Source organism: Comamonas sp. FUJ_7, from assembly GCF_057369555.1.
This window is the reverse complement of record NZ_JBXXZI010000004.1, coordinates 221558-246457: the sequence shown is the minus strand read 5'-3', so window position 1 is coordinate 246457 and position 24900 is coordinate 221558. Positions and strand designations below refer to the sequence as shown.

The window sequence follows — 24900 nt, the reverse complement described above, 5'->3', positions numbered from 1 at the left end:
AGCCACAATAGTGCAGGCACCTCCATTTGGAGGTGCCTTTTTCTTCGGTGTGGTGTTTCATGCTCCCTGTTCTTCATCCCTGGCTGCTGCGTTTTTTGATGGTGTTCGCACTTCTGCTCGGTGGAACTCCGTATGCCAATGCATCTGGTGCGAGCATGAACCCGTGTGCGCCGCAGTTGCTGGGCAGCTGGGGGGCGAAGGAGGTCAACGAGGGGCAGCGCCCCGCGCAAGGCTGGGAGCCAGTGACGATTCCGCACAGCTCTTCAGCCTCATGGCCCGGCTGGCAGGGGGCTGTCTGGTACCGGCTGGACTGGAGGCTGAGCTGCACGCAGCAGGGCGCAGCTGGGCCGGGCAATCTGGCGCTGGCCATCTCCGGCATTCGCCTGGCTGGCACGGTGTACTGGAATGATGAACTGCTGTGGAGTGACCAGTCTTTGGTCGAACCCTTCTCGCGCAGCTGGAATATGCCGCGCTGGTGGCCGGTATCGATCAAGGCCGCTGGCGATGTGCAGACCGTCTGGGTGCGAGTGGTGGCGGCGCAAGCAGCGTTCAAAGGGGTGGGCTATGTGGAACTGGGAGACATGGCCGCCATTCAGGAAGACTATGCGGCTCGCGAATGGCGTCAGCGCACCAGCTATGTCATCACCGCCAGTCTGTCTTTGACCATTGCCTGCATAGCGCTGGTGGTATGGCTGTGGCGGCGCAGCGAAAAAATCTACCTCTGGATGGGGCTGATGCAGGTTTTCTGGACTTTGTATCTGTCCGTGATTCTCAGCCTGAAGCCCTGGCCGGGGATTGGCAGCGAGGTCTTTGCGTTGCTGAACCTGCTTTTCTTCATGCTTTATGGGCATTGTTTTTTGATCTTTGTTCTGCGCTTTCATGAGCAGCACCGCATCGCCCTGGAGCGTGTGATCTGGGGCGGGCTGGGGCTGTGGGTTGTGGCCATGGTGATGAGCGAAAGCGTTTCGCGGCAGATGAGCGATCTGGGACTGGTCTGGGGTGTTGTGATGTTCAATGCCGGCTGTCTGTATGCCATCTATCGCGCCCTGCGCACGCGCAAGCCTCAGCACTTGCTGCTGGCTGCGGCCTGTGCCGTGATGGTGGTGGTGGCAATCCACGACATCGTGGTGGCGCTGCAGCACTGGAATAACGACCAGACCTGGTCTTACTTCAGCTGGCCGCTGAACATGCTGGTGCTGGCGGTGCTGCTGGGCTGGCAGGTTGCCGGTCATATGCGCCGCGTGGATGGCTTCAATGCCGAGCTGACCGAACATGTGGCGCAAGCCAGAGCCGAGCTGGCTGAGGTGCTGGAATTGCAGCACGCGAGAGACTTGCAAAATGCCAAGCTGCAGGAGCGCGTGCAACTGGCGCACGACCTGCATGACGGGCTGGGCGGCAGTCTGGTGCGCTCCATGGCGCTGGTGGAGCAGGCGCCTCAGCAGCTGAGCAATGACCGCGTGATGTCGCTGCTCAAGTCGCTGCGCGACGATTTGCGTCAGGTGATTGACTCTGGCTCCAGCAGTGGTGCAGCCGCGCCGGAAACTCCCAGGCGCTGGCTGGCACCGCTGCGTCATCGTTTTACCCATGTGTTTGACGAGCTGGGTGTGCATGCGCAGTGGCTGGTGGACGAAGAATGGAAAACCACCCCCTCGGCGCTGCAGTGTCTGGGCATGCTGCGCTTTCTGGAAGAGGCGCTGACCAATGTCATCAAGCATGCGCGTGCGCAGCAGGTGGCGGTGACCTGCACGCAGCCGGATGTGCACACCTGGGTTTTGAGCGTGCACGATGACGGCGTGGGCTTCGACTGGGGAGCGGTGCAGCAGGCAAGGCTTAGCGTGGGCATGCGCAGCATGCAGACCCGGGTGGAGCGTGTGGGCGGTACTTTGCAGGTGCAGTCGCAGCCCGGCAGCACGCAGCTGACAGCACAGCTCAAGATTTTGACGGCCGCTGCAGAAGCTGAGTGAAGGCGCTATGAATGTGCGAGCTTCATCCGCTTTCAATATATGGTTTTGAAGCAAATTTGATATGAAAAAAGGCGCTGAGTAAGCGCCTTTAGCTATCAATATCTTTAAAAGCTTGCTTATTGGATGCTGGGCGGCACGTCCATAAAATCATCAAGGCTCAGGCCTTTTTCTTTGAGCAAGGCTTCCAGCACGGGCTTCAAACGGCCCAGGCTGGCTTCCACCGTCTCGCGCACGGTATCGACCACCACCTGGGTGCTGCGCTCGATCTCGATATTCACCATGTCGCCCACTTTCTTGCTGCCGAATACCGTCATGCGCAAGGTCTCGGGAATCAGCCAGACCTCGAACCAGCCTTCTTTGCGATTCACCTCGGCCACTGTCAGGCTGGCACCGTTAACGGCGATATAGCCCTTGGCAAACACATAGGGGCGAAACGCTTCGGGGATGCCAAAGCGGATCTTGTGGTTGGTGTCGGTCTTCACAATCTCCAGCAGCGGCGCGGTGAAGTCCACGTGGCCCGACAGCGGGTGGCCGCCAATCTCGGCTCCATCCTTGGCTGCGCGCTCCACATTGATGGCATCACCCACCTGGTAACTGCCCAGCGTGGTGATGTTCAGGCTTTGCTGCATCACATCGAAGGTGGCACTGGTGGGGGACAGGTTTTCCGTCACCGTCAGGCACACACCATCGTGCGAGACGCTGGCGCCAATGGCCAGATCCTGGCAAAAGCCTTCGGGGAATTCCATGGTGAAGGTGCGCAGACCGTCCTGGTCGCGCAGCGCGGCAATGGTTGCCACGGCCTGAATGATGCCGGTAAACACGGGGCAGACTCTCTTATCAACAGGCCCGCGCCAGGCGCAGACCAGGGGCCAAAACGGCTATTTTGCCTGTGTTGCAGGGATGTCGTGACGGGTGTGTTTGTGTGGGCTCTTCCTCAGAGACACCGAGCAAGAGCCGCGCAGCGGCTCAGGGGGTGAGCGCAGCGTTTTCCCACCATCCGCTGATCAGGCTTTGTGGCTTTTTCAGTGCCCGCACCCAGGCGCAGTCGGGCCAGGCTTCCATCTGCACATTCATGCCGGCAAATACGCCGTAGCCGGAACCGGCGGCAATCTCGCCTTCGGCCTGCAAGGTCTCGCCTACGCGAATGCTGCAGGCTGCGCGAATATCGCCCAGGGCCTTGATACCCCAGCCAGCCTGAATATGGTTGCCGCACTCGATATGGTCGTTGCAGGCAATGCCGTGGCCTACATCCAGCAAGCCTTGCACTTGCAGCTTGCTGCCCGAGCGCAAGCCCTTGGCACAGCGCAAAGCGCCTTGCACATCGACTTCACGGTCAATCTGGCCATTGCCCTTGAGGTCCACATCGCCTGTGCACATCAGCTCCCAGCCGGCGCGCAGGTCTTCGGCGCGAATGTCACCTTGCACCTCGATGCTCCAGGCGGCTTTGATATTGCCACCGGCCTTGAGCAGCTCGTCGCAGAAGATGGCACCGCCGCATTGAATGTCCTCGCCCACCTCCAGCTTGCCTGCGCGTATGCCACCACCGGCCTGCAGGCTGCGTCCCACCAGCAACTGGCCGGACACTCGTACATCGCCGTGCACGATCAGCGTGCCTGCGTAGACGAAGTTTTCGGCCTCCAGGTGCTCCAGCTCCAGCACGCTGTGGGTGGAGCCAAAGTTCTCCAGCAGCCAGCGGGCATCTTCCACGCGGCCAGCAGCGACCTGGGTGTCCATGGCGGCCTGATAGTCACCGCCCGCCAGGTTGTTGCGCACAAACCAGCGATACCCCATAGCGCAAGGGTTTTTACCGCGCAAAAAATTTTGAGTGAGTTCCATGTCCATGGCTGAGCTCCGAGTCGTCCGTTAAGCAGTGCGATGCGTGCCGGGTCGTACTCAAGCATGGCCTTGGCGGCCGTGAACGTACCTCTCCCGTGCACCTGGGTTTGTGCTGTGTGGGAAGGCCGTGCGGAGGATGTGAGCTGTGTGCTTCAAGCCATCCGCACGGCGGCGGAAAGCATGGCCGTGACACCGCTCAGGCTCACGAACGCGGTAGGAATGCCATGGCGGCAGGTGTGCAAGGCACGCAGCGCACGGGCACGCGCAGGCAGCTCTGCAACGAGGGCAAAGCGGCGCAAGCGGGCGGTGGTGGACAGGTGCAGACAGGCCATGGACAGGGTGAAAATTTGGCCTCAATTATGCCTTCAGGCCTTTTTTGCAGTCTTGCGTACAGGTATGCGATGCGTGTTACGGCCGGCTGAGGGGTTTCCGTGTGTCGCGCAAGACATCCATGCATTGGGTAACATCGGCACCCTTGCGGGCGCGCGCATTTTCTGGACACAAGCTGGAAACAAGACTGTTGTATGCGCAGTGCCATGCCCTGAAATTGCAGCCCCAGGCCCGGATGCCCCGGCCTGCGGTCTTGAGACAAGTCATGACTCAAAACACCCCACCATCCACCCCTCCTTCGTTCCTGAGCCGCATTGCCATTGCGATCGGCAGCTTTTTTGCCATTCTGGGCAATGGCCGTCTGGCCGCCGATGTGAGCCGTGTGCGTGCAGGTGAAGCCTTTGCCGCCGATGTGCCCCCCAAGGAAGTGCGCGTGGAAGTGCCGGTTGAGAAGATCGTCGAAGTCCGCGTGGAAGTGCCCGTGGAAAAAATCGTCGAAAAAACGGTCGAAAAGCGCGTTGAGGTTCCCGTTGAAAAAGTGGTTGAAAAGCTGGTTGAGAAAACCGTCGAAGTCACCAACAACGCCGCTGCCTTGCAACTGCTGGGCCTGATGCAGCGCGAAGCGCGCTTTGTGGATTTCATCCAGGAAGATGTGGCTCCCTACACCGATGCCGAAATCGGAGCCGCCGCCCGCGTGGTGCACGAAGGCTGCCGCAAGGTGCTGCGCGATAACTTCACCATTGCCCCTGTGCGCACCGAAGCCGAAGGCTCGCGCATCACCTTGCAAGAGGGTTTTGATGCCGCTGCCGTGCGCCTGACCGGCAATGTGGTGGGCCAGGCCCCGTTCACCGGCACGTTGGGTCATCGCGGCTGGCAAGCCACGGAAGTCAAGCTGCCCCAGTTGACCGACAGCAAGGCCGCCCAGGTCATTGCGCAAGCCGAAGTGGAGCTGTAAGCCATGAATATGTTTGCCTCCATTGCCGCATCCGGCACGGCCAATACTGCTGATACCGCCGCTAATACCGCTGCATCCACTCCTGATTCTGCAGCTGCTGGTGCGCAACCAGAAAGCGCTACAGGTCAAAATGATCTGAAGTCAACCGCTGCCAAGTACAGTATTGGTATTGACCTGGGCACCACGCACTGCGCATTGTCCTTTGTCAACAAGAGCGCCAGCGATGGCGAAAAAGTCGTGCAAGGCGTGCTGGAAGTTCCCCAGATTACAGCCCCTGCCAGCGTGCAAGCCCTGCCGCTGCTGCCTTCGTTTTTGTACCTGCCGCATGAAAGCGAATTGACCGAAGCCGAGCGCACTCTGCCCGGCAAGGCCGCCACCGATTTCATCACCGGTGAATTTGCCCGCACACGTGGTGCTGCCACGCCCATCCGACTGGTGAGCAGCGCCAAGAGCTGGTTGTGCCACCCCGGCGTGGACCGCCGTGCAGGAATTCTGCCCGCCGATGCGCCCGAGGAAGTCAGCCGTATTTCGCCGCTCACGGCCTCCATCCGCTATCTGGAGCACCTGCGCTGGGCCTGGGAGCAGCAGCATCCTGAAGCACCGTTTGCCCAGCAGGACATTACCGTCACCATCCCTGCATCGTTTGACCCCGCTGCACGCGAGCTGACAGCCGAGGCCTGCCGCGCTGCCGGCTTTGACAATCTGACCTTGCTGGAAGAGCCACAAGCCGCGCTGTACAGCTGGATTCAGGCCAGCGGCGGCAACTGGCGCAAGCAGGTCAAGCATGGCGACATCATCCTCGTGGTGGACGTGGGCGGTGGCACCACCGACCTCTCGCTGATCGCCGTGCTAGAGCGCGAAGGCAATCTGGAGCTGCAACGCATTGCCGTGGGCGAGCACATCTTGCTGGGCGGCGACAACATGGATTTGGCGCTGGCCTATGGCGTGGCCCGCAAGCTGGCCGCCGAGGGCAAGCAGCTGGATGCCTGGCAAACCCGTGCCCTGTCGCACGGCTGCCGCGCCGCCAAGGAGCAGTTGCTGGCGGATAGCTCGCTGCAATCCGTGCCCGTGGTCGTGCCCAGCCGGGGCAGCAAGCTGATCGGCGGAAGCATCCGTACCGAAGTCACACGCGATGAAGTGCTGGCCATGCTGGTCGAAGGCTTCTTCCCCAAGGTGGCCGTCAGCGACAAGCCCAAAACCCGGGCCCGTGGTGCGCTCACGCAACTGGGCCTGCCCTATGCGCAAGATGCTGCGGTCACGCGGCACCTGGCGGCATTCCTTTCCCGCCAAGTCAATGCATTGGCTGAGATCGATGGTCTGAACGGTGACCAGGTGGAAGGCTCCACCTTCTTGCACCCCACGGCCATTCTGTTCAATGGCGGTGTGCTCAAGGCTTCGCAGATTGAGCAGCGCATTCTGGAAGTCATCAACGGCTGGCTGGACGAAGAGGCCTGCGAGCCCGCCCGCCTGCTGGTCGGTGCCAATCTCGACCTGGCCGTGGCCCGCGGCGCGGCTTACTACGGCCACATCGCCACCAGCGGCCGCGGCGTACGCATCCGCGGCGGTACGGCGCAGAGCTACTACGTGGGTGTGGAGAGCAACATGCCCGCCATCCCCGGCATGGAGCCGCCCATCTCCGCCCTGTGCCTGGCCCCGTTTGGCATGGAAGAAGGCACCGAAGTGGCGCTGCCCGATGAAGAATTTGGCTTGGTCGTGGGCGAGCCTGTGCGCCTGCGCTTCTTCGGCTCCAGCGTGCGCCGCGCCGATACCGTCGGCACCATGCTGGACTTCTGGGGCGCGGAAGAGCTGATCGAGTTGCAAGAGATTGAACTCAACTTGCCCGCCGAAGGCCGTGCCGCTGGCGAGGTGGTGCCGGTGACATTGGCTGCGCGCGTGACTGATATCGGCACGCTGGAACTCAACGCTATTCCAGTGGGCGGCAACGAGCGCTGGAAGGTGGAGCTGGATGTGCGGGCGGAGACTGCAGCAGACGCGTAAAGTCTGCTTCACGCTTTGGCTTGAGAAGCCTGCTGACCGACCGGTTGGCAGGCTTTTTTGTTTGGACGTTTGTGGTGTCTCTGCTGCTTGAGTTATCACCAAGCCATTAGTCAAATACTGCTCTGGCGCTTATCTATGAAGCCCAAGTAGCTCATCTTTTTGTGAAGAATTTTTGCGAAGAGGTCGCGCACACCACTCCCACCAGAACATGGTGCGCGCCCATCACTGCAATTGGACTGAAATGGCCTAGAACGCGTGGCGCAGGCCCACGCTGAAGCTGCTGGCGTTCTGTCCGTAGCCCACGCCGCCCTTGAAGTTGTAGCCATAGGCCACACCGCTTCCGTTGTCGATATGGGTGTAGGCCGCGTACAGCTTGCTGCGTTGGCTCAGGTGGTGGTTGTAGCCAAGAATCCACTGGCGTGCGCCGCTGCCGGGCACATGGCTCCAGCGGCTGGCCCAGCCATAGCCGAGCGCAACTTCTGAAGCACCAACCCGATATGCCGCCGTTACGCGGGCCGCATCGCGGGTGCCGCAGCCTGCGCCTGCATGGCTGCACATGGAGCCAGAGCCGTTGTCAGAGCGCTGGTAGTAGGCGCCGATTTGCAGCGCGCTCCAGCGGTAGTGGCCGCGTAGGCCGAATTGCTTGTCGTCACCCAGCTGGGTATAGCCAGCGCCCAGAGCCAGCGGGCCGCGTTCCCAGTTGGCATAGAGGTCGTAGCCATTTTTCTGCACCGCGCCAGCGGCTTTTTCGTGCAGCGAGGCCTGGGCCTCCACCGTCAGCCCGCCCATGATGGGGCTGCGGTAGCCGACCTTGTTGGTGTTGCGCATGACATAGTCGTACAGCGCATCGGCGATGGAGCCCGTGTCGTGATTGGGTTCGTCCAGCGCACCATAGTCGGCAATGCCGAAATAGGTCGCCGCACCAAAGCGGCCCACGCGCAGCTTGCCCCAGTGACCGGAGAGGTTCACTTCGCTCTGGCGCTGAAAGGCCAGTGCGCCGCTGCTGCCGGTGCCTGCGCCGGTGTCGGAATCAAAGCCCGACTCCAATTGAAAGCCAGCCTTGAGGCCGGCACCCAGATCTTCGCTGCCCACAAAACCAAAGCGCGAGTTGTTGTTGAAAAGCCCCGTGAGGCTGTTGCTGCCGACCTTCTGGTGCTCGGCAGAAGTGTTGATGCGGCCATAGATTTGCACGCTGCTTTGCGCGAGCGCTGCAGAGGCGAGGGCAGAGCCCAGAATGACAAGAAGAGTGCGAGCTAGCGTTGTTGTTTTTACAGGCATGTGGCGACTGGCTTTCGGACGTTGCTATGAAACTTGCGCGACTTTGCGCACCTGTAACAAGGCAAATCTCGTGCCAGCACTCATGCACCGATTTGGCGTCCGCGTTAGCGAGGGCGGAAGCTTGCGGGTCCATGCCTTAAAGCAGCCCAGATGCATCGACCGACCAAAGCGAACCGCCCGTTGGCTGACAGCTGTAGCCGGGAGAGGATGACAGTTGAAAAGAGTTGGCCTGCAGAGGCTGTCACCAGAATGCGTATTCAGCGCTGGATGCAGAGCTCCTTGCCCTCGTTCATGAGGGCTGTGCTGTAAACGGATGGCCTGAAGCCTTGCCTTGGGTGTGGCGAAAGAGGCGAGACGCATTTCTGCAGAGGGTGTTTTTCGAGAGCGCTCATTTTTTTCACTAAGGATCAAGCATGGCTTCAGAGAACTCTTCCCATAACCCGCTGTGGACCTGGGCCGTGCCCCTGATCAGCTGGGCATTTCTGCTGCTTTATGTGCTTGCCCCGGGCATGCCGGGCGTGGTGGTGCTGCTGTGCGTGGGTCTGCTGGGGGGCGTGGTTGCCGCCGTTCACCATGCGGAGGTGATTGCGCTCAAGGTGGGAGAGGCTTTTGGAACCCTGGTGCTGGCGCTGGCCGTCACGACGATTGAGGCGGCGCTGATTGTCTCCATGATGCTCTCTGGCGATCCTGCAGATGCACTGGCCTTGCCGCGGGACACGATTTTTGCGGCAGTGATGATCATTCTGAACGCCATCATCGGGCTGTGCCTGGTGGTGGGCGGGCGCAAAAAACACGTGCAGCAGTTTCATGTGGAAGGCATGACGGATGCTTTGTGCACCATGACCGTGATCATTGTGCTGTCCATGATCCTGCCCAACTATGTCAGCAGCTCTGCGGCTGGCACGTACAGCCCTACTCAACTAGGCTTTGTGGCGGTCGCGACCTTGGTGCTGTTTGTGGCATTCACCTTTTTTCAGACCATGGGGCACCGAGAATATTTCTTGCCAGTCAAGCAGCCTGGTCAAAAGGATGAGGAAGCGGTTGCCCTGCCGCCTGATGCACGCACAGCCTGGATCAGCCTGGCTTTGCTGCTGCTGTCTCTGGTGGCGGTGGTGCTCAGTGCAAAGGGCATCTCGCCTACGCTGGAGGGCTTGCTGGGCAGATGGGGAGCCCCTGCGGTCACGCTGGGCATCATCATTGCGGCGATTGTGCTGCTGCCGGAGTTTGGGGCCGCCATGCGCAATGCTTCGGCCAACCGGCTGCAGGCCAGCCTCAATCTGGCCATAGGGTCGGCGATTGCAAGCATTGGCCTGACCATTCCTGTGGTCGCGTTGCTGGCCAACTTTATGGGCTGGCCGCTGCAGCTGGGGCTGGATGGGGTCTCCACCGTCATGCTGATGCTGTCGCTATTCGTGGTGGCGCTGACACTGCGCACAGGCAATACCACCATGCAGCCTGGCATTGTGCATTTGGTGATTTTTGCGGTGTACCTGTTCTTCAGCTTTGTGCCCTGAGGCAGGGCGCTGCCTGAAGCTCAGCAAGGCTTGCGAGGGCAATCCCTCCCGGCAGAGCAAGGGCTAGAGCTCGCCCAATCCCGGTCATGCAAGCAGTTGTTACGATTCAGTCCTTTGCGCGCCTTGCTTTTCTGCTTTCATGACCGTCTCTTCTTCGTCCTCAGCCTTTGTCGTTGGAATCGATCTTGGTACCAGCCATACCGTGGTGGCCAGCGCAGCCTTGCATGGAGAAAAGCAGGCGGCCATTACGCTGCTCGATATTGCCCAGCGCAGCACCGCTGCAGAGCTGGTGTCCCAGCCCCTGCTGCCTTCGGTGCGTTATCAGGCGGCGCAAGGGGAGCTGGGCGATTCTTGGCAGCAGCCCTGGCCACCTCAGGGGGCGGATGATGCGGCGCCCGCCGTCATTGGCCGCTGGGCGCGTGATCTGGGAGTGGCTGTGCCAGGTCGACTGGTGGCCAGCGCCAAAAGCTGGCTCTCGCACACCGGTGTGGATCGCACGGCGGCCATCCTGCCCTGGGGCGCGGGCGAGGATGTGGCCAAGGTCTCGCCATTGGCAGCATCGGCCTCGTATCTGGCGCATGTCAGGCAGGCCTGGGACCAGGCACATCCTGCCGCGCCTTTGCACCAGCAAAGCGTGGTGCTGACCGTGCCTGCTTCGTTCGACGAAGGCGCGCGTGCGCTGACGCTGGAGGCCGCGCAACTGGCTGGCCTGCCCGGCGTGCAGTTGCTCGAGGAGCCCAAGGCCGCTTTTCATGACTGGCTGCTGCTGCAAGGCGATGCGCTGGCTGAGCAACTGGCGCAAAGCCGACTGGTGCTGGTGGTGGACGTGGGCGGCGGCACCACTGACCTGACCTTGATTCGTGTGGATGCTGCTGCAGAGGGTGGCATGCCAACGCTGACCCGTACCGCTGTGGGTGAGCACCTGATGCTGGGTGGCGACAACATGGATTTGGCGCTAGCCCATCAACTCGAGCCGGCTTTTGCAGGCGAGGGCAAAAAACTGCCCCCGCAGCGCTTTGCCCAGTTGGTGCAGCGTTGCCGCGCCGCCAAGGAGCAGCTGCTGGCACAGGATGCGCCCGAGCAGGTCAGCATCACTTTGCTGGGCAGCGGCAGCAAGCTGCTGGCCACAACCCAAAGCGCTACGCTGACCCGCGAGCAGGTGAGGCAAACGGTGGTGGAAGGTTTTTTGCCAGATGTCGCCTTGGCAGATACCCCCATCAAACGCCAGAGCGCGCTGCGCGGCTTTGGCCTGCCTTACCCGGCCGATGCCGCCATCAGCCGCCATCTGGCGCAGTTTCTGAGTCTGCATGCCGACGGCGCGCTGCCCGATACGGTGTTACTCAATGGCGGTGTGTTTCATGCCCACGCCATTGCCCAGCGACTGACGGATTTGCTCAGCCGCTGGCGTGGCAGTGCCGTGCGTGTGCTGCACAACCCCCACCCCGACTGGGCCGTGGCGCGTGGTGCAGCAGCTTATGGCCTGGCGCGCCACCAGGCGGAACAGATCGCTGGGCAACTGGACGAGCAGCAACTGGCGGAATCACAGTCAAATCAGCTCCAGAATAAGGCGAAGAAAGCGCCAGCAGCTATCAAAACCATATTGCCGCGCATTGGCGGCGGCTCGGCGCGCAGCTACTGGTTGCTGCTTCCCGGCAAAAAAGGCCAGGCTCCGCAAGGCATCTGCCTGCTGCCGCGTGGCACCGAAGAGGGCGTGCGCATCGTGCTCTCGGGTCGGCGCTTTGCGCTCAAGCTGGGGCAGGCCGTGCGATTCAATCTGCTGGCCAATAGCCAGAGCCATCTGCCGGTGCAAGCAGGCCAGATTGCACCATTGACGGGCGATGGCTGGGTGGAGCTGCCGCCGTTGACCACCGTACTGCCCGCGCCAGAAGACAAGGTGCAGACGGGAGGGCAGGCTCAGGTCGAAGTGCAGTTGCAGGCCTGCATGAGCGAAGTGGGCACGCTGGAGGTGCGCTGCGTGGCTGTGCAGGATGCGGCGCAATCCTGGCTGCTGCCTTTTGCCGTGCGTGTCGTGGCGAAAGAAAGCACTGCTGATTTTGAAACCATAGCTGCCAGCGATCAGCAGCAAACAGTTTCAGATAAAAAGCCATATCAAAGTCAAGGACAGCATGCGCAAGCAGCTATTGATTTGATAGATCGCATTTTCGGCAACCAGGCCCGGGAGGTGACGCCCAAGGAGGTGCGCCAGTTGCGCCAGACGCTGGAGAAGACCATAGGCCCGCGCGATGCCTGGGATGTGGGCTTGCTGCGTGCGCTGTTCGATGCCTTGCTGGCCCGTGCCAAGCGCCGCCGCCGCACGGCAGAGCATGAGCGCGTGTGGCTCAATCTGGCGGGCTGGTGCCTGCGCCCTGGCGTGGGCGCAGAGCTGGATGGCTGGCGCATGGATCAGGTCTGGGCGCTGTATGCCCAGGGCTTGGGCCATGGCAAGGAGGCTGCCAACTGGACGGAGTGGTGGGTCTTCTGGCGCCGTGTGGCAGCGGGCCTGAACGAGGCCCAGCAGATGGAGTTGCTGGAAGACGTGGCCGGACACATGCAAAAAGCCGTGCAGCAAACCACACGCAGCGGTGGCAAGAGCAGCCATGGCAGTTATGACGACATGCTGCGCTTGTTTGCGGCCATGGAGGCCGTGCCCTGGCAGTACCGCCAGGAGATGGGGCAGTGGATGCTGCAGCGCTTGAAGCGTGAGGGTGAAACCGTGCAGACCTGGTGGGCTATTGGCAGGCTGGCGGCACGCCAGTCGCTGGCGGCCAATGCACATCTCGTGATGCCGCCCGATGCTGCGCAGGAGTTTCTCGATGCTACGCTGACGCAGGACTGGCGCAAGAACGAAACCGCCATGTTTGCTGCCGTGCAAATGACCCGCATGACGGGCGACCGTGCGCGTGATTTTCCCGATACCGTTCGCGCACAGGTGCTGCAGAAGATGCGCGCCAGCGGTGCGCCCGAGCGCTGGCTGGCCATGGTCGAGCAGGTGGTGCAGATGGAGGCCGAAGACCACAAGCGCAGCCTGGGCGACAGCCTGCCGCCAGGCCTGGTGCTGCTGTAGCCCCAGCGCTGGTCGCTGCATTTGCAGGAGGCAGACCTTGCCAAACACGATGGCTAAAGAGTGAGTGCTCCCCAGTCCGTCGCTGAGGGGGTGCAAGAATGATTTGTTGCATGGAACGAAATGCCAGCACGGAGGGCTGGCAGCATCTATGCCAACCACCACTCGGAGTTTTTGCTATGAAGTTTGATACTGCTGCGCGCACTGTGATTGCGCAGAACGCTGTTTTTATCTCCAAGAATCAACGCCGCTCGCTGCTACTGGCAGCGATGGCTGCAGTGGTGGTTGCAACTCCTCTATCTAAGGCGCAGGCCAAGGGGGCGGACTGGCCTGTCAAGCCCATTACCTTTGTTGTGCCTCAGGCACCGGGCGGCGCGAATGACGTGATTGCACGTGCTATTGCGCAGGGGCTGGAGAGGTCGTTGGGTCAGCCCGTGATTGTGGAAAACCGCTCAGGAGCCAATGGCAACCTGGGCACAGGCCAGGTGGCGCGCAGCGCGGGCGACGGCTACACCTTTTTGGTGACGGCGCAGAGCGCCTACACCATCAACCCGGCGCTGTATTCCAAGGTGCCCTTTGATCCCATCAAGGACTTCACCCCCGTCATGCAGCTGGCGGTTGCGCCTTATCTGCTGGTGGTGAACCCCAGCTTCCCGGCCAAGAATCTGGACGAGCTGGTGGCTTATGCCAAGGCCCATCCGGGCAGGGTGGAATATGCGTCGGCGGGCAACGGCACGCTCAACCATCTGCTGGGCGAGATGCTGAAAAAGCAAAAGGGCGTGGAGCTTTTGCATGTGCCATACAAGGGCGCATCGGCTGCGGCTACCGATGTGGTGGCTGGTCAGCTGCCGGTGACTTTTGGCAGCTTCCCCGGTGTGATGCCTTTTGTCAGCAGCGGCAAGCTGCGTGTGCTGGGCGTGGCCTCCGACAAGCCCACTGCGCTGGCACCCGAGATCCCGGTGCTGGGCAAAGGTCTGGCCGTGACCAGCTGGTATGGCCTGTTTGCACCTGCCGGTACACCTCAGCCCGTGGTCGACAAGCTCTATCGAGCTGTCCAGACCGTGCTGGCCAAGCCCGAGATGGGGGAACGACTCAAGGCTTTGGGAGCGGAGCGCGTGCAGTCCACGCCGCAAAGCTTCAAGGCCATGCTGCCGGGCGAGCTGGCGTACTGGAAGCAGGTGGTCAAGGACTCTGGCGCGCACATCGACTAAGAGCCGCTAAGACAACCCTTGATACGTCGCTGCTTCGCCTTGTCGTACGCTTGTACTGCCTGCGGCTTCGCGCCTCGTCTCAACCGCAAATTTTCAATTTGCTGGGTGGTGTTAGCTGCTCTAAGGCACAGGCCCGCCTACAGGGTTTTTTCTGAGCGCTGGATGATACAGGGGGGCGCGATCTCGGTCTCGCACTTGTCATGGCGCGTTAGCATGGATGGCTAGAATTTTTGAATTCCCTGGTCATTCACCATGCCCGGCCTTGCACATCTGCAGGGGGATGAGGGTCGGCACAGACGAGACATGCGATGAGCACTGCATATCCTGATACCCAGCTTTTGATCGACGGTCAGTGGCAGGACGCTGCCAGCGGCAAGAAAATTGAGGTGCGCAACCCGGCTTCGGGCGAAGTCATTGGTCGGGTGGCCCATGCCGATATTCCCGATCTGGACCGCGCTCTGGCTGCGGCCGACAAGGGCTTTCAGGTCTGGCGCAAGGTGTCGGCCCATGAGCGCGGTGCCATCATGCGCCGTGCGGCAGCTTTGCTGAAAGAGCGTGCCGACGATATTGCTGCGCTGCTGACGCAAGAGCAAGGCAAGCCCCTGGCAGAAGCCAAGGTGGAAATCATTGCCGGCGCTGGCATTTTGGAGTGGTTTGCAGACGAGGCGCTGCGTGTTTATGGCCGCATCGTGCCATCGCGACGACCCGAGCAGCAGCAACTGGTCATCAAAGACCCGGTCGGCCCTGTGGCGGCCTTCACACCCTGGAACTTCCCGGTCAACCAGATCGTGCGCAAGATTGGCGCGGCACTGGCATCGGGCTGCTCCTTTCTGGTCAAGGCCCCCGAGGAGACTCCGGCTTCGCCCGCAGCCCTGCTCAAGTGCTTTGTTGATGCGGGCATTCCTGCTGGCGTCGTGGGCCTGGTCTATGGCAATCCCGCGCAGATTTCCGAATATCTGATTCCCCACCCGGTCATCCGCAAGGTGACTTTCACGGGCTCCACCGCGGTGGGCAAGCAACTGGCCGCATTGGCCGGACTTCACATGAAGCGCAGCACCATGGAGCTGGGTGGTCACGCCCCCGTGATCGTGGCCGAAGATGCCGATGTGGAACTGGCCGTCAAGGCGGCAGGCGCGGCCAAGTTCCGTAATGCGGGCCAGGTCTGCATCTCTCCCACGCGCTTTCTGGTGCACAACAGCGTGCGCGAGGAGTTCACCCGAGCCATGGTGGCCCATGCCGAGGCGCTCAAGGTCGGCAATGGTCTGGAGCAGGGCACGCAGATGGGCCCGCTGGCCAACCCACGTCGCGTCACTGCGCTGACTCAGCTGATTCAGAATGCGGAGCAAAGCGGGGCCAAGCTGATGACCGGTGGCGCTGCTTTTGGCTCTGGAGGCAACTTCTTCGCTCCAACGGTGTTGGCCGATGTGCCTTTGACGGCCGATATCTTCAATCAGGAGCCCTTTGGCCCCGTGGCCGCCATTCGCGGCTTTGACAGGATTGAAGATGCGATTGCCGAGGCCAATCGCCTGTCCTATGGACTTGCGGCCTATGCGTTCACGCGCTCACTCAAGACCACGCACCAGCTGTCGCAGGATGTGGAGGCCGGCATGCTGTGGGTGAACCAGCCCGCGCTGCCATCGGCCGAGCTGCCATTTGGCGGTATCAAGGATTCGGGCTATGGCTCCGAAGGCGGCCCCGAGGCGCTGGAGGCCTATCTGGTGTCCAAGGCGGTCGCCATCAGCTGTGTTTGATTGGCAAGGCATTTGAGACCAGGCCACCCCAGGGTGGCCTTTTTCATGGGCTGTCGATGCCGTTTGGCTTATGAAGGCTGTTTGTCTATCGTTATTTCAAAATGAATAGCAATGGATGGGGTCGACGTCCTTTACATTCGATAACAGCGTATAACGCGCGCCAGGTCACCGCATTTCACTGCTTCTCAGGTTTATCCTCAGAGTTTTGTTCTTCGCCGTAGCTGGCTCTGTGCTGCTCTGTCCAGCGTTGCCATGAGGAGGGTCTGGCGGAGGGTCTGGTGCAAGTGGCTGCTGGAGATGTTGCAGAGTCCGTCCGCTAGTCCTCCACGCTGTGAACGGTCGAAGTTAGCGCACGTCGTGATGCGCATGAGCTTGGCGTAGGCGAGATGAAGGGCACCAATGCCAACACCGTGGCCGATGCCGCGCACAGCCTCCCCGGCGTAAGTCTGTCGCGCCCCACTCGCAACGAGGAAATGGTCAATCTGCGCGGCTTCCACTCGCGCCAGTTAGGCATTGACGTCGATGGTTTGCCTCTGGATGTACCTTATGACGGCTATGTGGACCTGGGTCGTTTCACCACCTTTGATCTGGCCGAGATCAATGTCGCCAAGGCAGGTGCTTCGCTGCTGTACGGCCCCAATGCATTGGGTGGCGCGGTCAATCTGGTCACGCGCAAGCCAAGAAAGTCGTTCGAGGCAGATGTACGACTGGGCTTTGCCAACGCCAGCGAGCGCAAGGCGGACTTCAACCTGGGAGGCAATCAAGGCTGCTGGTATTACCAACTGGTCATCTCTTATCTGGATGCCGACAGCTTTCCCTTGCCCAAAGGCTTCAAGGATTGCCAAAAGCAGCCTCCTGATACCGCCAGCAAGGGTGAGAATGCAGAAGAGCGCACAGACAAGCGCCTGTCCTTCAAGCTGGGGCTGACGCGCAATGCCCCGGATGAATATGCGGTGGGCTATGTGCCTCAGGCCCAGGCCGGAGGGCTTTTGAGACGCTGTACATGGGCAACCAGATCCGCGTGCTGGAGCAGATTGCCGTGTTAAGAGCCCCGGGCATGTCCACCCATCAACCCGAGCATGCCTTGCGTGTGGCGGATCGAATGGCCATGCTGGGGCGCGGAAAGCTGCTGGCTGTGGGCACGCCTGCCGCCGTAGCAACGCCCCGGGTGCTGGCCGATCTCTATGGCGTCAGCGAGACGGCGATTGCCAGCCATTTCTCCACCCATCTGGCGGGCGGACTCTAGGCAAGACGTTTTCAGTCATCAATGCAAGGATGCGCTGGAGGCAAAGAAGGCCGGGTGGGAGGCGATGTCCTGCGCCGCCAGCTGAAGCTGCAATGCCTCTTCCGGCTGGCGTTGGGCAATGCGCTCGGCAAGGCCTTGAAGCAAAGGGATGGGCTTGGCGGGAGCGCTGGGGAGCTGCTGCAGTCTTTGTAGCGCACTGCGCGCAGCACGCAAGGTGCTTTCGGATAACAGCACATCGCTCTCCAGCGTGTGCAGAATCAAGATGGCCTTGCCTACGCGCAAAGCCGCCAGGCCACAGTCGGCGGCCTCCTGTGCAGCGGTGGCGCTGATTTTTTCGGAAGCACGTATCAGGCGCAGCAGGCGGTGATAGAGACGGGCACGCCAGACGCGCACTTCACGGGCGTGCTGTGGCGCAGCGGCCATGTCCTGCAGCTCGTGCACCATCATGGCGCGCAGGCCGTCAAGACGGCCCTGCACGGTGACGGGCAGGATGAAACGATAGGCCGCCCAGCCGGCCAGCGGCCCGGTGACGATGGCAAACGCCATGGACAGCGAGTGCCCCATATCGAGCTGATACGGGAAATGCGGTGACAGCGCCAGCAGCAGCACCATATTGCAGTCATAGCCGGCCACCATGGTGCGACGGTGGCTGAACAGCAGTGCGCCGATGTAGATGAAGGGCAGCATCATCAGAACCATCTGCATCTGGCTGCTGGCAAATGGCCAGGCAAACCACTGGCAGGCCAGTGCCACGCCCGCGCCCATGGCCTGGCCCAGGGTGACAAAGCGCATGGTGAAGACCGGGTTCTCGAACGAGGAGAACACGGTGATCATCACCGACAGGCCCAGCAGCATATAGGCACCGCCATGCCAGCCTGTGAGTACCCAGATCAGGCCGACGAGAAAAATGGCGCTAAAGGCGCGCAGCATGGCGCGGCGTGCGCCCACCCAGTCGCTGTGCAGCACCACGGGCAACTGGCGTGCACGGTGGTGGGCGGGCAGGGGCAGGTCGCTGGCAGCGACAAAGTGGGCCTGCAGAGCCAGGCCTAGATTGGTCAGAATGTCTTCGGCATGGCCCCAGCCTGCAGCCGCCTGCCGTGCCTTGGCAATGGCATCGATGGCCGCCAGTGGCGCGGGCTGGGTGTCCAGCAACCGTGCCGCTTCTTCCAGGCCTGCGCTCATGATCTGGGCTTGCTCGGCGGTGAACTCGGCCGTGATGGTCTTGCCCGTGCTGTCACGCAGCCACAGTAGCGCCGAGATTTGCGTGTTGATCAGGCGACGCAGCGCACGCACGGCACGGCGCGAGCGCTGTGAACCGGCGGCATGGGGATCCAGTCCCTCCTCGATGGCTGCCATGACGGCCAGGCGCTCGGCCAGCTCCTTGGGGCCGAGAGCACTCTGGCCCCGCGCAGCGGCCTGTGATGCGGCGGCGATGTCGCGCAGCAGCCGGGCGCACAGGCGCCGTACCTTGCCGTCACCGGGGATTTCGGCCCCCACGGGGGTGAACAGCCAGCCGACGATGAGGGCGGCGGCCACGCCGGTCAGTGCGGTAAAGAGCCGGTCCCAGCCCAGCTCATAGACATGGGCGGGGTTGCCGTTGTCCAGCAGGGCCACCATGGAGGCCGAATAGCCGGCCAGCATGGTGCCGTAGCTGGCAAAGCTGCGTTGCAGATTGCCCAGACCGGCGCAAATGCCCATCCACACGGCCAGGCCCATGACCAGCCACAGCAGATCGCCATTGGCCACCAGCACCAGCACCACACCGGCGGCCGTGCCGATGACGGTGCCCGTGGTGCGGAAAAAGCTTTTCTCCAGCAACTGGCCGCGCAGCGGCTGGGAGGCGGCCCAGACCGTCATGCCCGCCCATTGCGGATGTTCCAGCCCCAGGGCCCAGGCTGCAAACACGGCAAGGCAGGCGGCAAAGGCCGTGCGCAGATGCTGGCGCAGGCGGGCGCTGTCAAAGCCCCAGCGCGTGGTGCGCTCCAGAAAGCGGTCGTAGGCAGCCACACTCATGCGCGCTCCTCGGCTTCGGGATGGGGTTGCGCGCAGCGCTGGGCGTGCAACTGCTCCATGCGGGCGCGAATCTTGTTGACGCTGCCCAGCATGGTCTCGACCTCGGCGTCATCCAGATCCTGGAGCATGCTGAGCTCGGCTTCCAACATGGTGGCGCGAATGCGGTCCACGGCGCTGTTGCCTTCGGCCGTGAGAAAGATGCGCTTGCTGCGGCGGTCGGCCACATCGGCGCGGCGCTCCACCCAGCCCTTGCCTTCCAGAATGTCCAGCAGGCGCACCAGGCTGGAGCCGTCCAGGCCCACGCGTTCGGCCAGTTCCTTTTGCGTCACCCCATCGCCCCAGGCGCGCAGGTGCAGCAGCGGCGTCCAGGTGGCATCGGTCAGGCCGCTGGCCGCCAACTGCTCTTCGACAAAGCGGCGCCATTGGCGGGTGAGGGTGACCATGAGAAAGCCCAGACGGTCGCGGGAGGGGGAATCAGCAAAAGACATAGGGGATGAATTTTGCTTGCCTCTCAATTAATTTGCAATTCAAACTAATTGATTCTGCATTGATATATAGGGTATTCCCTTGATTTTGAGTTGGCGTAAAAAAAGAGAGCGGCTAGCGCTCTCTTTGCAAGGGTTTCAGTATTGATTGGGCCTGAAACTGAAGTCCATCAGCCGCTATGCGCTCTCAAAACAAAGATGGAATCCACAGGTTCAGAGCCAGACCGGCGGTCAGCAGCCAGATGAACAGGGCCAGCGCCAGAATCAGGGGCTTGGTGCCTGCAGCGCGCACGGCGCGGATGTGGGTGGTCAGGCCCAGGGCGGCCATGGCCAGCGTCAGCAGGATGTTGTCCAGCTGAATGCCGGCGCTGACCACGGGCTTGGGCAGCACGCCCAGAGAGTTGATACCGGCCATGACCACAAAGCCCACGGCAAACCAGGGGATGGTGATCTTGCTGCCGCCCGCCTGCTGACTCTCGGCGCGTTCGCTGCGCGACAGCCACATGGACAGAATCAGCAGGAAGGGGGCGAGCATCATCACGCGCACCATCTTGGAGATCACGGCCGTATCGGCGGCCTGGCTGCCAATGGCTTCGCCGGCAGCCACCACCTGGGCCATTTCGTGAATGGTGGAGCCTACGAACACGCCGTATTGCTGTGTATCCACATTGAGCCAGCCGAATTCGGTATTCCAGTGAAACAGCGCAGGGTAGAGGAAGGTGCCGATGGTGCCGAACACCACCACGGTGGCCACGGCTACGGCCACATCTTCTGCGCGGCCCTTGGCCACGGGCTCGGTGGCCAGCACGGCGGCAGCGCCGCAGATGGAAGCGCCGGCACCGACCAGGATGGTGGTGCGCTTGTCCATGCCCAGCAGCTTCTGGCCTATCCATTGCGCCAGCAAGAAAGTGCTGGACAGCACCAGCGCATCAATCACAACGGCGGCCATGCCGACCTGGCCGATGTCCTGAAACGTCAGGCGCAGGCCATAGAGCACGATGCCGGTGCGCAGCAGGCGGGCCTTGGTGAACGCAATGCCGCTGGCGCACTGGCTGGCAACGGCGGGATAGAGAGTGTTGCCAATGACCAGGCCGATGAGAATGGCCAACGTCAGCGCGCTCAGTCCCTTGCTTTGGATGGCGGGAAATTGCGCCGCCCAAGTGGCGAGGGCTGCAATCGATCCGGCCAGCAGCAGGCCGGGGATCAGGCCCGCAGTCTTTTGCAGCCAACCTTGTGCGGGCGGAGAATTTTTCAGTGTTGTTGTATTCATGGTGAGCTTTCGTCAGTCGGCTGGACCGCAGAGGTGTGAGGTCTGACAGCGGGCTTGGCGCTCACTTTAGATTTGTTGGTTATATTTGTATAACGAATAGTTTTTGTAAGATCAATCGAGAGAATAGGTAGATTGCCCTCGAGAGACCCGTGAGGAATTCTCTTGGGCGTTCTAAGCAATTGATTTCATTGAAGCGACAAGCCGCATGCTGCACCTGACCCTGCGTCAATTCGAGATTTTTTGCGCTGTAGCCCAGAGCGGGACGACGGTGGCTGCTGCAGAAGCGGTAGCGCTTTCGCAGTCCGCCACCAGCGCTGCGCTGCAGCAGCTCGAGCAAAGCCTGGGCGTGCAATTGTTCGAGCGTGTGGGCAAGCGTCTGGTGCTCAACGATGCGGGGCGCGCCCTGCTGCCACAGGCGCTAACCATGCTGGAGCAGGCGCGCAGCATTGAGCAGGCCTTTTCTGCCCGCACCGCGAATATGCCGGTGCGGCTGCGCGTGGCGGCCAGCACCACCATCGGGACTTATGCCCTGCCTGAAGTGCTGGCGCGGCTGGCGCGCACGCATCCGCTGGTGCGCGTCGATCTGCAGATCGCCAATACTCAGGAAGTGGGAGACGCCGTGCTGGCTATGGAGGTGGACATGGGCCTGATCGAAGGCAGCAGCCACTGGCAGGGTCTGGAGGTGGAGCCCTGGCTGCGCGATGAACTGGTCATCGTCGCATCGCCGCAAGACCCGCTGACAGAGCAGGCGCGCAGCAAGCCCCTGGGCGTGGCAGCGTTGCGCAAGGCTGCCTGGCTGCTGCGCGAGGCGGGATCGGGCACGCGCGAGATGGTCGAGCATGCGCTGCTGCCCCATCTGCACCAATTGCCTGCGGCGGCCACGCTGGGCAGCTCCGAAGCCATTGCGCGTTGCGTGGAGCAAGGGCTGGGCATCAGCTGCCTGTCGCGCGTGCTGGTGCAGTCCCAGCTGCAGACGCAGGCGCTGGAGATTCTTCCCACCACCTTGCCGCGCATGTGGCGCCATTTTTCGTTGGTGCAGCGCGAGGGTAAGCGCCGCTCTCCCGCGCTGCAGGCCTTTGTCGATGCCTGCAAGGCCAGCGCGCAGCCGCTGGCCGATTAACCAAGGCCAGTAACCAGACATCTACTCACAGCAGCATGGGCTGATAGCTATGGTTTTCATAGGAATGATTTTGCTTGTGCGCTCTGCTTTTGCCCCTATATTGCATAGACAAGCCACGCTCCAGCAGGATGTGGCGACAAGCACAGGCTGGGAGGAATGCCATGAAAACCATCGATGAAATGCTGCATCTGGATTTGCTCACGCATGAGCAGCACCTGCAGATCAGCCATTGGATCCAGGATGCTCAGACCCCCGAGGCCATTTTGCAAATGCCCGCCCCGCTATGGCAGGCCGTGGAGCGCGCCAGCCAGGTCATGGGGGTGAATGAGGATTTGCTGCGCCCGCCGGCGTTGGATGCCGAGGGGCTGAGCCTCAGTCACTGACCCATCTCGTGATTCGAGGCAAAACGCCTCCAGATGCAGGCAGCCAAAGTGCAGCCTGCTCTTGTTTTTGCTGCAGCGTTTTTACTTCAAGGGGATGGGCGTGCTCTGCGGCACAGGCACGGCGGCCACGCTGTTCTGAGGAGAGCCCTCAATCACGCGGTCCGAGTAGGTCATGTAGACCAGCGCATTGCGCTTGGCGTCCACCATGCGCACCACGCGCAGGCGCTTGAACAGCAGCGAAGTGCGCTCGGTAAACACATCTTCTTGCTGCTTGAGCGGCGCGGGGAACTGTATGGGCCCGGTGGCCTGGCAGGCAATCGAGGCTTCCGAGCGGTCTTCGGCCAAGCCCAGCCCGCCCTTGATGCCGCCCGTCTTGGCGCGCGAGACATAGCAGGTCACGCCCGGCACCTTGGGGTCGTCATAGGCATCGACCACGATTTTGTGATCCGGGCCAATCCACTTGAAGACGGTATCCACAGCGCCGATCTGCTCGGCATGGCTCATGCCGACAAAGGCCATGGTTCCAACGGTAGCGGCCGCAACGGCCAGGACGGCGGAAAGCAATTTCATAGTGGTGCGCATGGATTGAATAAAGGGTTAACCCTTGATTGTTGCTAGGGCATTGTGCCTGATGCAAGGGTGCGGGGCGGACTCTTAAGACAATACAGGTCTGCAGCGGAGCCGGGTGACAAGGGTACTCGCAGAGTGCATGGTCCCATGCCTCAATCCGGCACCTGGGACACCCCGGCCGCATGGCCCGGCCCCCATTCAACGTGCTTTCCATCCCGGATGGCTGCATCTCTTGCAGCCATCTGCCTTGGCCGAAACCGCTGCTGACGCGCCTTGTCTTCAGTGCCGGTGCTCCTGATTTTGAGCTGCCCCAGCTGGCATGGGGCGCTATTGCGGTCTTAGCCGCTTCTGTCTGATCACCTCTTTCATGCAAATGCCTCACCCATCGGGTGTAGCTGGTTTTATTCATGTCGGTCAAAGCTTCTGCGCCCGGATTGAGCGCTTCTTCCTTGCTGTTGATGGCCTTGGCCTGCGGACTTTGCGCAGGCGGCAACTATTTCAACCAGCCCTTGCTGCACTCGATTGCCGGGCACTTCTCGGTCAGTGAAGCGACGGCTGCCGCCAGCGTCACCTTGGCCCAGGTGGCTTATGCCGCAGGCTTGCTGCTGTTGACACCGCTGGGCGACAAGCTGCAGCGCCGTGGGTTGGCGGTCAGCCTGATGCTGCTCGCAGCTCTGGGGCAGGCGCTGTGCGGGCTGGCTGGCGAATTCAACGGCTTCTTGCTGGGCACGCTGATGGCGGGATTGTTCTCCGTCGCGGCCCAGGTGCTGGTGCCCATGGCAGCGGCGCTGGCGCAGCCGGGCCAGAGCGGGCGTGCCGTGGGCTGGGTGATGAGCGGGCTGCTGCTGGGCATTTTGCTGGCCCGCAGCGTGGCGGGAATGGTGTCGGATGTCTGGGGCTGGCAGGCTGTCTATCAAGGTGCGGCACTGGTGATGGCTGTGGTGGCGCTGTGGCTGTGGAAGGCACTGCCTGCATCGCGCAACCCCAGCCCGGTCAGTTATCCCCAGGTGCTGTCCAGCATGTGGGGGCTGTTGCGCACCCAGCCAGCGCTGCGCCAGCGCACCCTGGTCAGCGCCTTGGCGTTTGCCTCGGTCAGCGTGCTGTTTTCAACCATGGCATTGCAATTGTCCAGCGGCCCCTTGGCGCTGAATGACGGACAGATCGGCTTGATCGGCCTGGCCGGTGCCGCCGGCGCTTTGGTGGCCACGCAGGCCGGTCGTCTGGTGGACAAGGGTTTGGGCCGGTTGAGCTGCGCCATCGGTGCGCTGGCCCTGTTGCTGTCCTGGCCCATGCTGTGGGTGGGCGGTGCGCATCTGGGCTGGTTTGTGCTGGGCATGGTGGTGATTGATCTGGGGCTGCAATGCCTGAATATCACCAATCAGGCCTCGGTTGCCCAGCTGCTGCCTGCAGCGCGTGGCCGTATGAATGCGGTCTATATGACGGGATATTTCGCCGGGGCTGCTGCAGGTTCGGCGCTGGGGACGCTGGCCTGGCGCATGAACGGCTGGCAAGGCGCATGCGCGTTGGGACTGGTACTGGCATGCATGGCAGGCCTTGGCACGATAGGCATGCGCAAGACGCCCCGCCTGCAGACCCGTGCAGCCTGAGAATCTGTTGGCGATCTCGCTGAATATATAGAAGAAAAAAGGAGCTGAAGGCGCTCGTCACTGCTTGATTTCAGGTGAAAAACTATCTGAAATTCAATGCAGGTAAGCGCTATGTGCTTCCTTTATTGAGCTTGACTGGTATGCCGCCTCATAACGGCTGCCCAGTTGCGTGAATATTCCTGCACCGCATGAGGCATTCCCTCTGCCGCATGCTCTGCCTCTTCAAAAACCAAAAAACCGGCCTGAGCCGGGTGAGGAATCAGTGATCCAGGCATCGTTCAAGACCTGAAACACTGGCACGCTCCCCA

The 24900-nt window shown here is 61.7% G+C and carries 18 protein-coding genes and 2 pseudogenes; 12 read left to right on the top strand and 8 right to left on the bottom strand.

Going from position 1 to position 24900, the window contains the following annotated elements; translation table 11 throughout:
- Nucleotides 1–155: 155 nt before the first annotated feature.
- Nucleotides 156–1964 carry a sensor histidine kinase gene (locus AC2I9W_RS08265; protein ID WP_486409511.1) on the top strand — a complete coding sequence of 603 codons (1809 nt, stop codon included), beginning with the start codon at nt 156–158 and terminating at the stop codon, nt 1962–1964.
- Nucleotides 1965–2080: 116 nt separating this feature from the next.
- Here the strand turns inward: AC2I9W_RS08265 and AC2I9W_RS08260 are convergent, their stop codons facing one another.
- From AC2I9W_RS08260 to AC2I9W_RS08250, 3 genes are all read right to left on the bottom strand, one after another.
- Nucleotides 2081–2785, bottom strand: a complete 705-nt coding sequence (locus tag AC2I9W_RS08260) for a riboflavin synthase subunit alpha (protein ID WP_486409510.1) — start codon at nt 2783–2785, stop codon at nt 2081–2083.
- 145 nt (nt 2786–2930) lie between these two features.
- On the bottom strand, nt 2931–3806 hold the full coding sequence (locus AC2I9W_RS08255; protein WP_486409509.1) for a hypothetical protein: 876 nt from the start codon (nt 3804–3806) through the stop codon (nt 2931–2933).
- Between the two features lie 146 nt (nt 3807–3952).
- Nucleotides 3953–4132 (bottom strand): hypothetical protein, encoded by a 180-nt coding sequence (locus tag AC2I9W_RS08250; RefSeq protein ID WP_158389299.1) that lies wholly within the window; start codon nt 4130–4132, stop codon nt 3953–3955.
- A gap of 263 nt (nt 4133–4395) precedes the next feature.
- Here AC2I9W_RS08250 and AC2I9W_RS08245 point away from each other — a divergent pair, with 263 nt between their 5' ends.
- Nucleotides 4396–5085 carry a DUF2760 domain-containing protein gene (locus AC2I9W_RS08245; RefSeq protein WP_486409508.1) on the top strand — a complete coding sequence of 230 codons (690 nt, stop codon included), beginning with the start codon at nt 4396–4398 and terminating at the stop codon, nt 5083–5085.
- A 3-nt stretch (nt 5086–5088) separates the two neighbouring features.
- Nucleotides 5089–7083 (top strand): Hsp70 family protein, encoded by a 1995-nt coding sequence (locus tag AC2I9W_RS08240; RefSeq protein ID WP_486409507.1) that lies wholly within the window; start codon nt 5089–5091, stop codon nt 7081–7083.
- Between the two features lie 246 nt (nt 7084–7329).
- On the opposite strand, the gene AC2I9W_RS08235 is transcribed toward AC2I9W_RS08240, so the two are convergent.
- Nucleotides 7330–8361, bottom strand: a complete 1032-nt coding sequence (locus AC2I9W_RS08235; RefSeq protein ID WP_486409506.1) for a porin — start codon at nt 8359–8361, stop codon at nt 7330–7332.
- Between the two features lie 413 nt (nt 8362–8774).
- On the opposite strand from AC2I9W_RS08235, the gene AC2I9W_RS08230 reads away from it, so the two are divergent.
- The 6 genes and pseudogenes from AC2I9W_RS08230 to AC2I9W_RS08205 form a co-directional block, all read left to right on the top strand.
- Entirely contained in the window at nt 8775–9875 is a 1101-nt protein-coding gene (locus AC2I9W_RS08230; RefSeq protein ID WP_486409505.1) for a calcium:cation antiporter, read from the top strand.
- A 139-nt stretch (nt 9876–10014) separates the two neighbouring features.
- Nucleotides 10015–12939, top strand: a complete 2925-nt coding sequence (locus tag AC2I9W_RS08225; RefSeq protein WP_486409504.1) for an Hsp70 family protein — start codon at nt 10015–10017, stop codon at nt 12937–12939.
- Nucleotides 12940–13115: 176 nt separating this feature from the next.
- Nucleotides 13116–14147: a Bug family tripartite tricarboxylate transporter substrate binding protein gene (locus AC2I9W_RS08220; protein ID WP_486409503.1), complete on the top strand. Its 1032-nt coding sequence runs from the start codon at nt 13116–13118 to the stop codon at nt 14145–14147.
- A gap of 308 nt (nt 14148–14455) precedes the next feature.
- Complete coding sequence (locus AC2I9W_RS08215; protein WP_486409502.1) at nt 14456–15898, top strand: NAD-dependent succinate-semialdehyde dehydrogenase; 1443 nt, start codon at nt 14456–14458, stop codon at nt 15896–15898.
- A 383-nt stretch (nt 15899–16281) separates the two neighbouring features.
- Nucleotides 16282–16869, top strand: a pseudogene (locus AC2I9W_RS08210) (TonB-dependent receptor); the annotation flags it as partial.
- Nucleotides 16870–16892: 23 nt separating this feature from the next.
- Nucleotides 16893–17144: pseudogene (locus AC2I9W_RS08205) on the top strand (ABC transporter ATP-binding protein); the annotation flags it as partial.
- An 18-nt stretch (nt 17145–17162) separates the two neighbouring features.
- Here the strand turns inward: AC2I9W_RS08205 and AC2I9W_RS08200 are convergent.
- The 3 genes from AC2I9W_RS08200 to AC2I9W_RS08190 all read right to left on the bottom strand — a co-directional run bounded on the left by AC2I9W_RS08200 (nt 17163) and on the right by AC2I9W_RS08190 (nt 20912).
- A complete protein-coding gene (locus AC2I9W_RS08200) occupies nt 17163–19157 on the bottom strand; it encodes an FUSC family protein (RefSeq protein WP_486409501.1) in 1995 nt (664 codons plus the stop codon).
- Nucleotides 19154–19645 carry a MarR family winged helix-turn-helix transcriptional regulator gene (locus AC2I9W_RS08195; RefSeq protein ID WP_486409500.1) on the bottom strand — a complete coding sequence of 164 codons (492 nt, stop codon included), beginning with the start codon at nt 19643–19645 and terminating at the stop codon, nt 19154–19156. The genes AC2I9W_RS08200 and AC2I9W_RS08195 overlap by 4 nt, the downstream gene beginning before the upstream one ends.
- A gap of 184 nt (nt 19646–19829) precedes the next feature.
- Nucleotides 19830–20912 (bottom strand): YeiH family protein, encoded by a 1083-nt coding sequence (locus AC2I9W_RS08190; protein WP_486409499.1) that lies wholly within the window; start codon nt 20910–20912, stop codon nt 19830–19832.
- Between the two features lie 205 nt (nt 20913–21117).
- Here AC2I9W_RS08190 and AC2I9W_RS08185 point away from each other — a divergent pair, with 205 nt between their 5' ends.
- Together AC2I9W_RS08185 and AC2I9W_RS08180 are read left to right on the top strand one after the other, a co-directional pair.
- A complete protein-coding gene (locus AC2I9W_RS08185; protein WP_486409498.1) occupies nt 21118–22032 on the top strand; it encodes a LysR family transcriptional regulator in 915 nt (304 codons plus the stop codon).
- A gap of 161 nt (nt 22033–22193) precedes the next feature.
- Nucleotides 22194–22415 (top strand): hypothetical protein, encoded by a 222-nt coding sequence (locus AC2I9W_RS08180; protein ID WP_486409497.1) that lies wholly within the window; start codon nt 22194–22196, stop codon nt 22413–22415.
- Nucleotides 22416–22496: 81 nt separating this feature from the next.
- Here AC2I9W_RS08180 and AC2I9W_RS08175 read toward each other — a convergent pair whose 3' ends face one another.
- On the bottom strand, nt 22497–22997 hold the full coding sequence (locus AC2I9W_RS08175) for a CreA family protein (protein WP_486409496.1): 501 nt from the start codon (nt 22995–22997) through the stop codon (nt 22497–22499).
- A 395-nt stretch (nt 22998–23392) separates the two neighbouring features.
- Between AC2I9W_RS08175 and AC2I9W_RS08170 the strand changes: the two genes are divergently transcribed.
- Nucleotides 23393–24592, top strand: a complete 1200-nt coding sequence (locus AC2I9W_RS08170) for an MFS transporter (protein ID WP_486409495.1) — start codon at nt 23393–23395, stop codon at nt 24590–24592.
- The last annotated feature ends 308 nt before the right edge of the window (nt 24593–24900 follow it).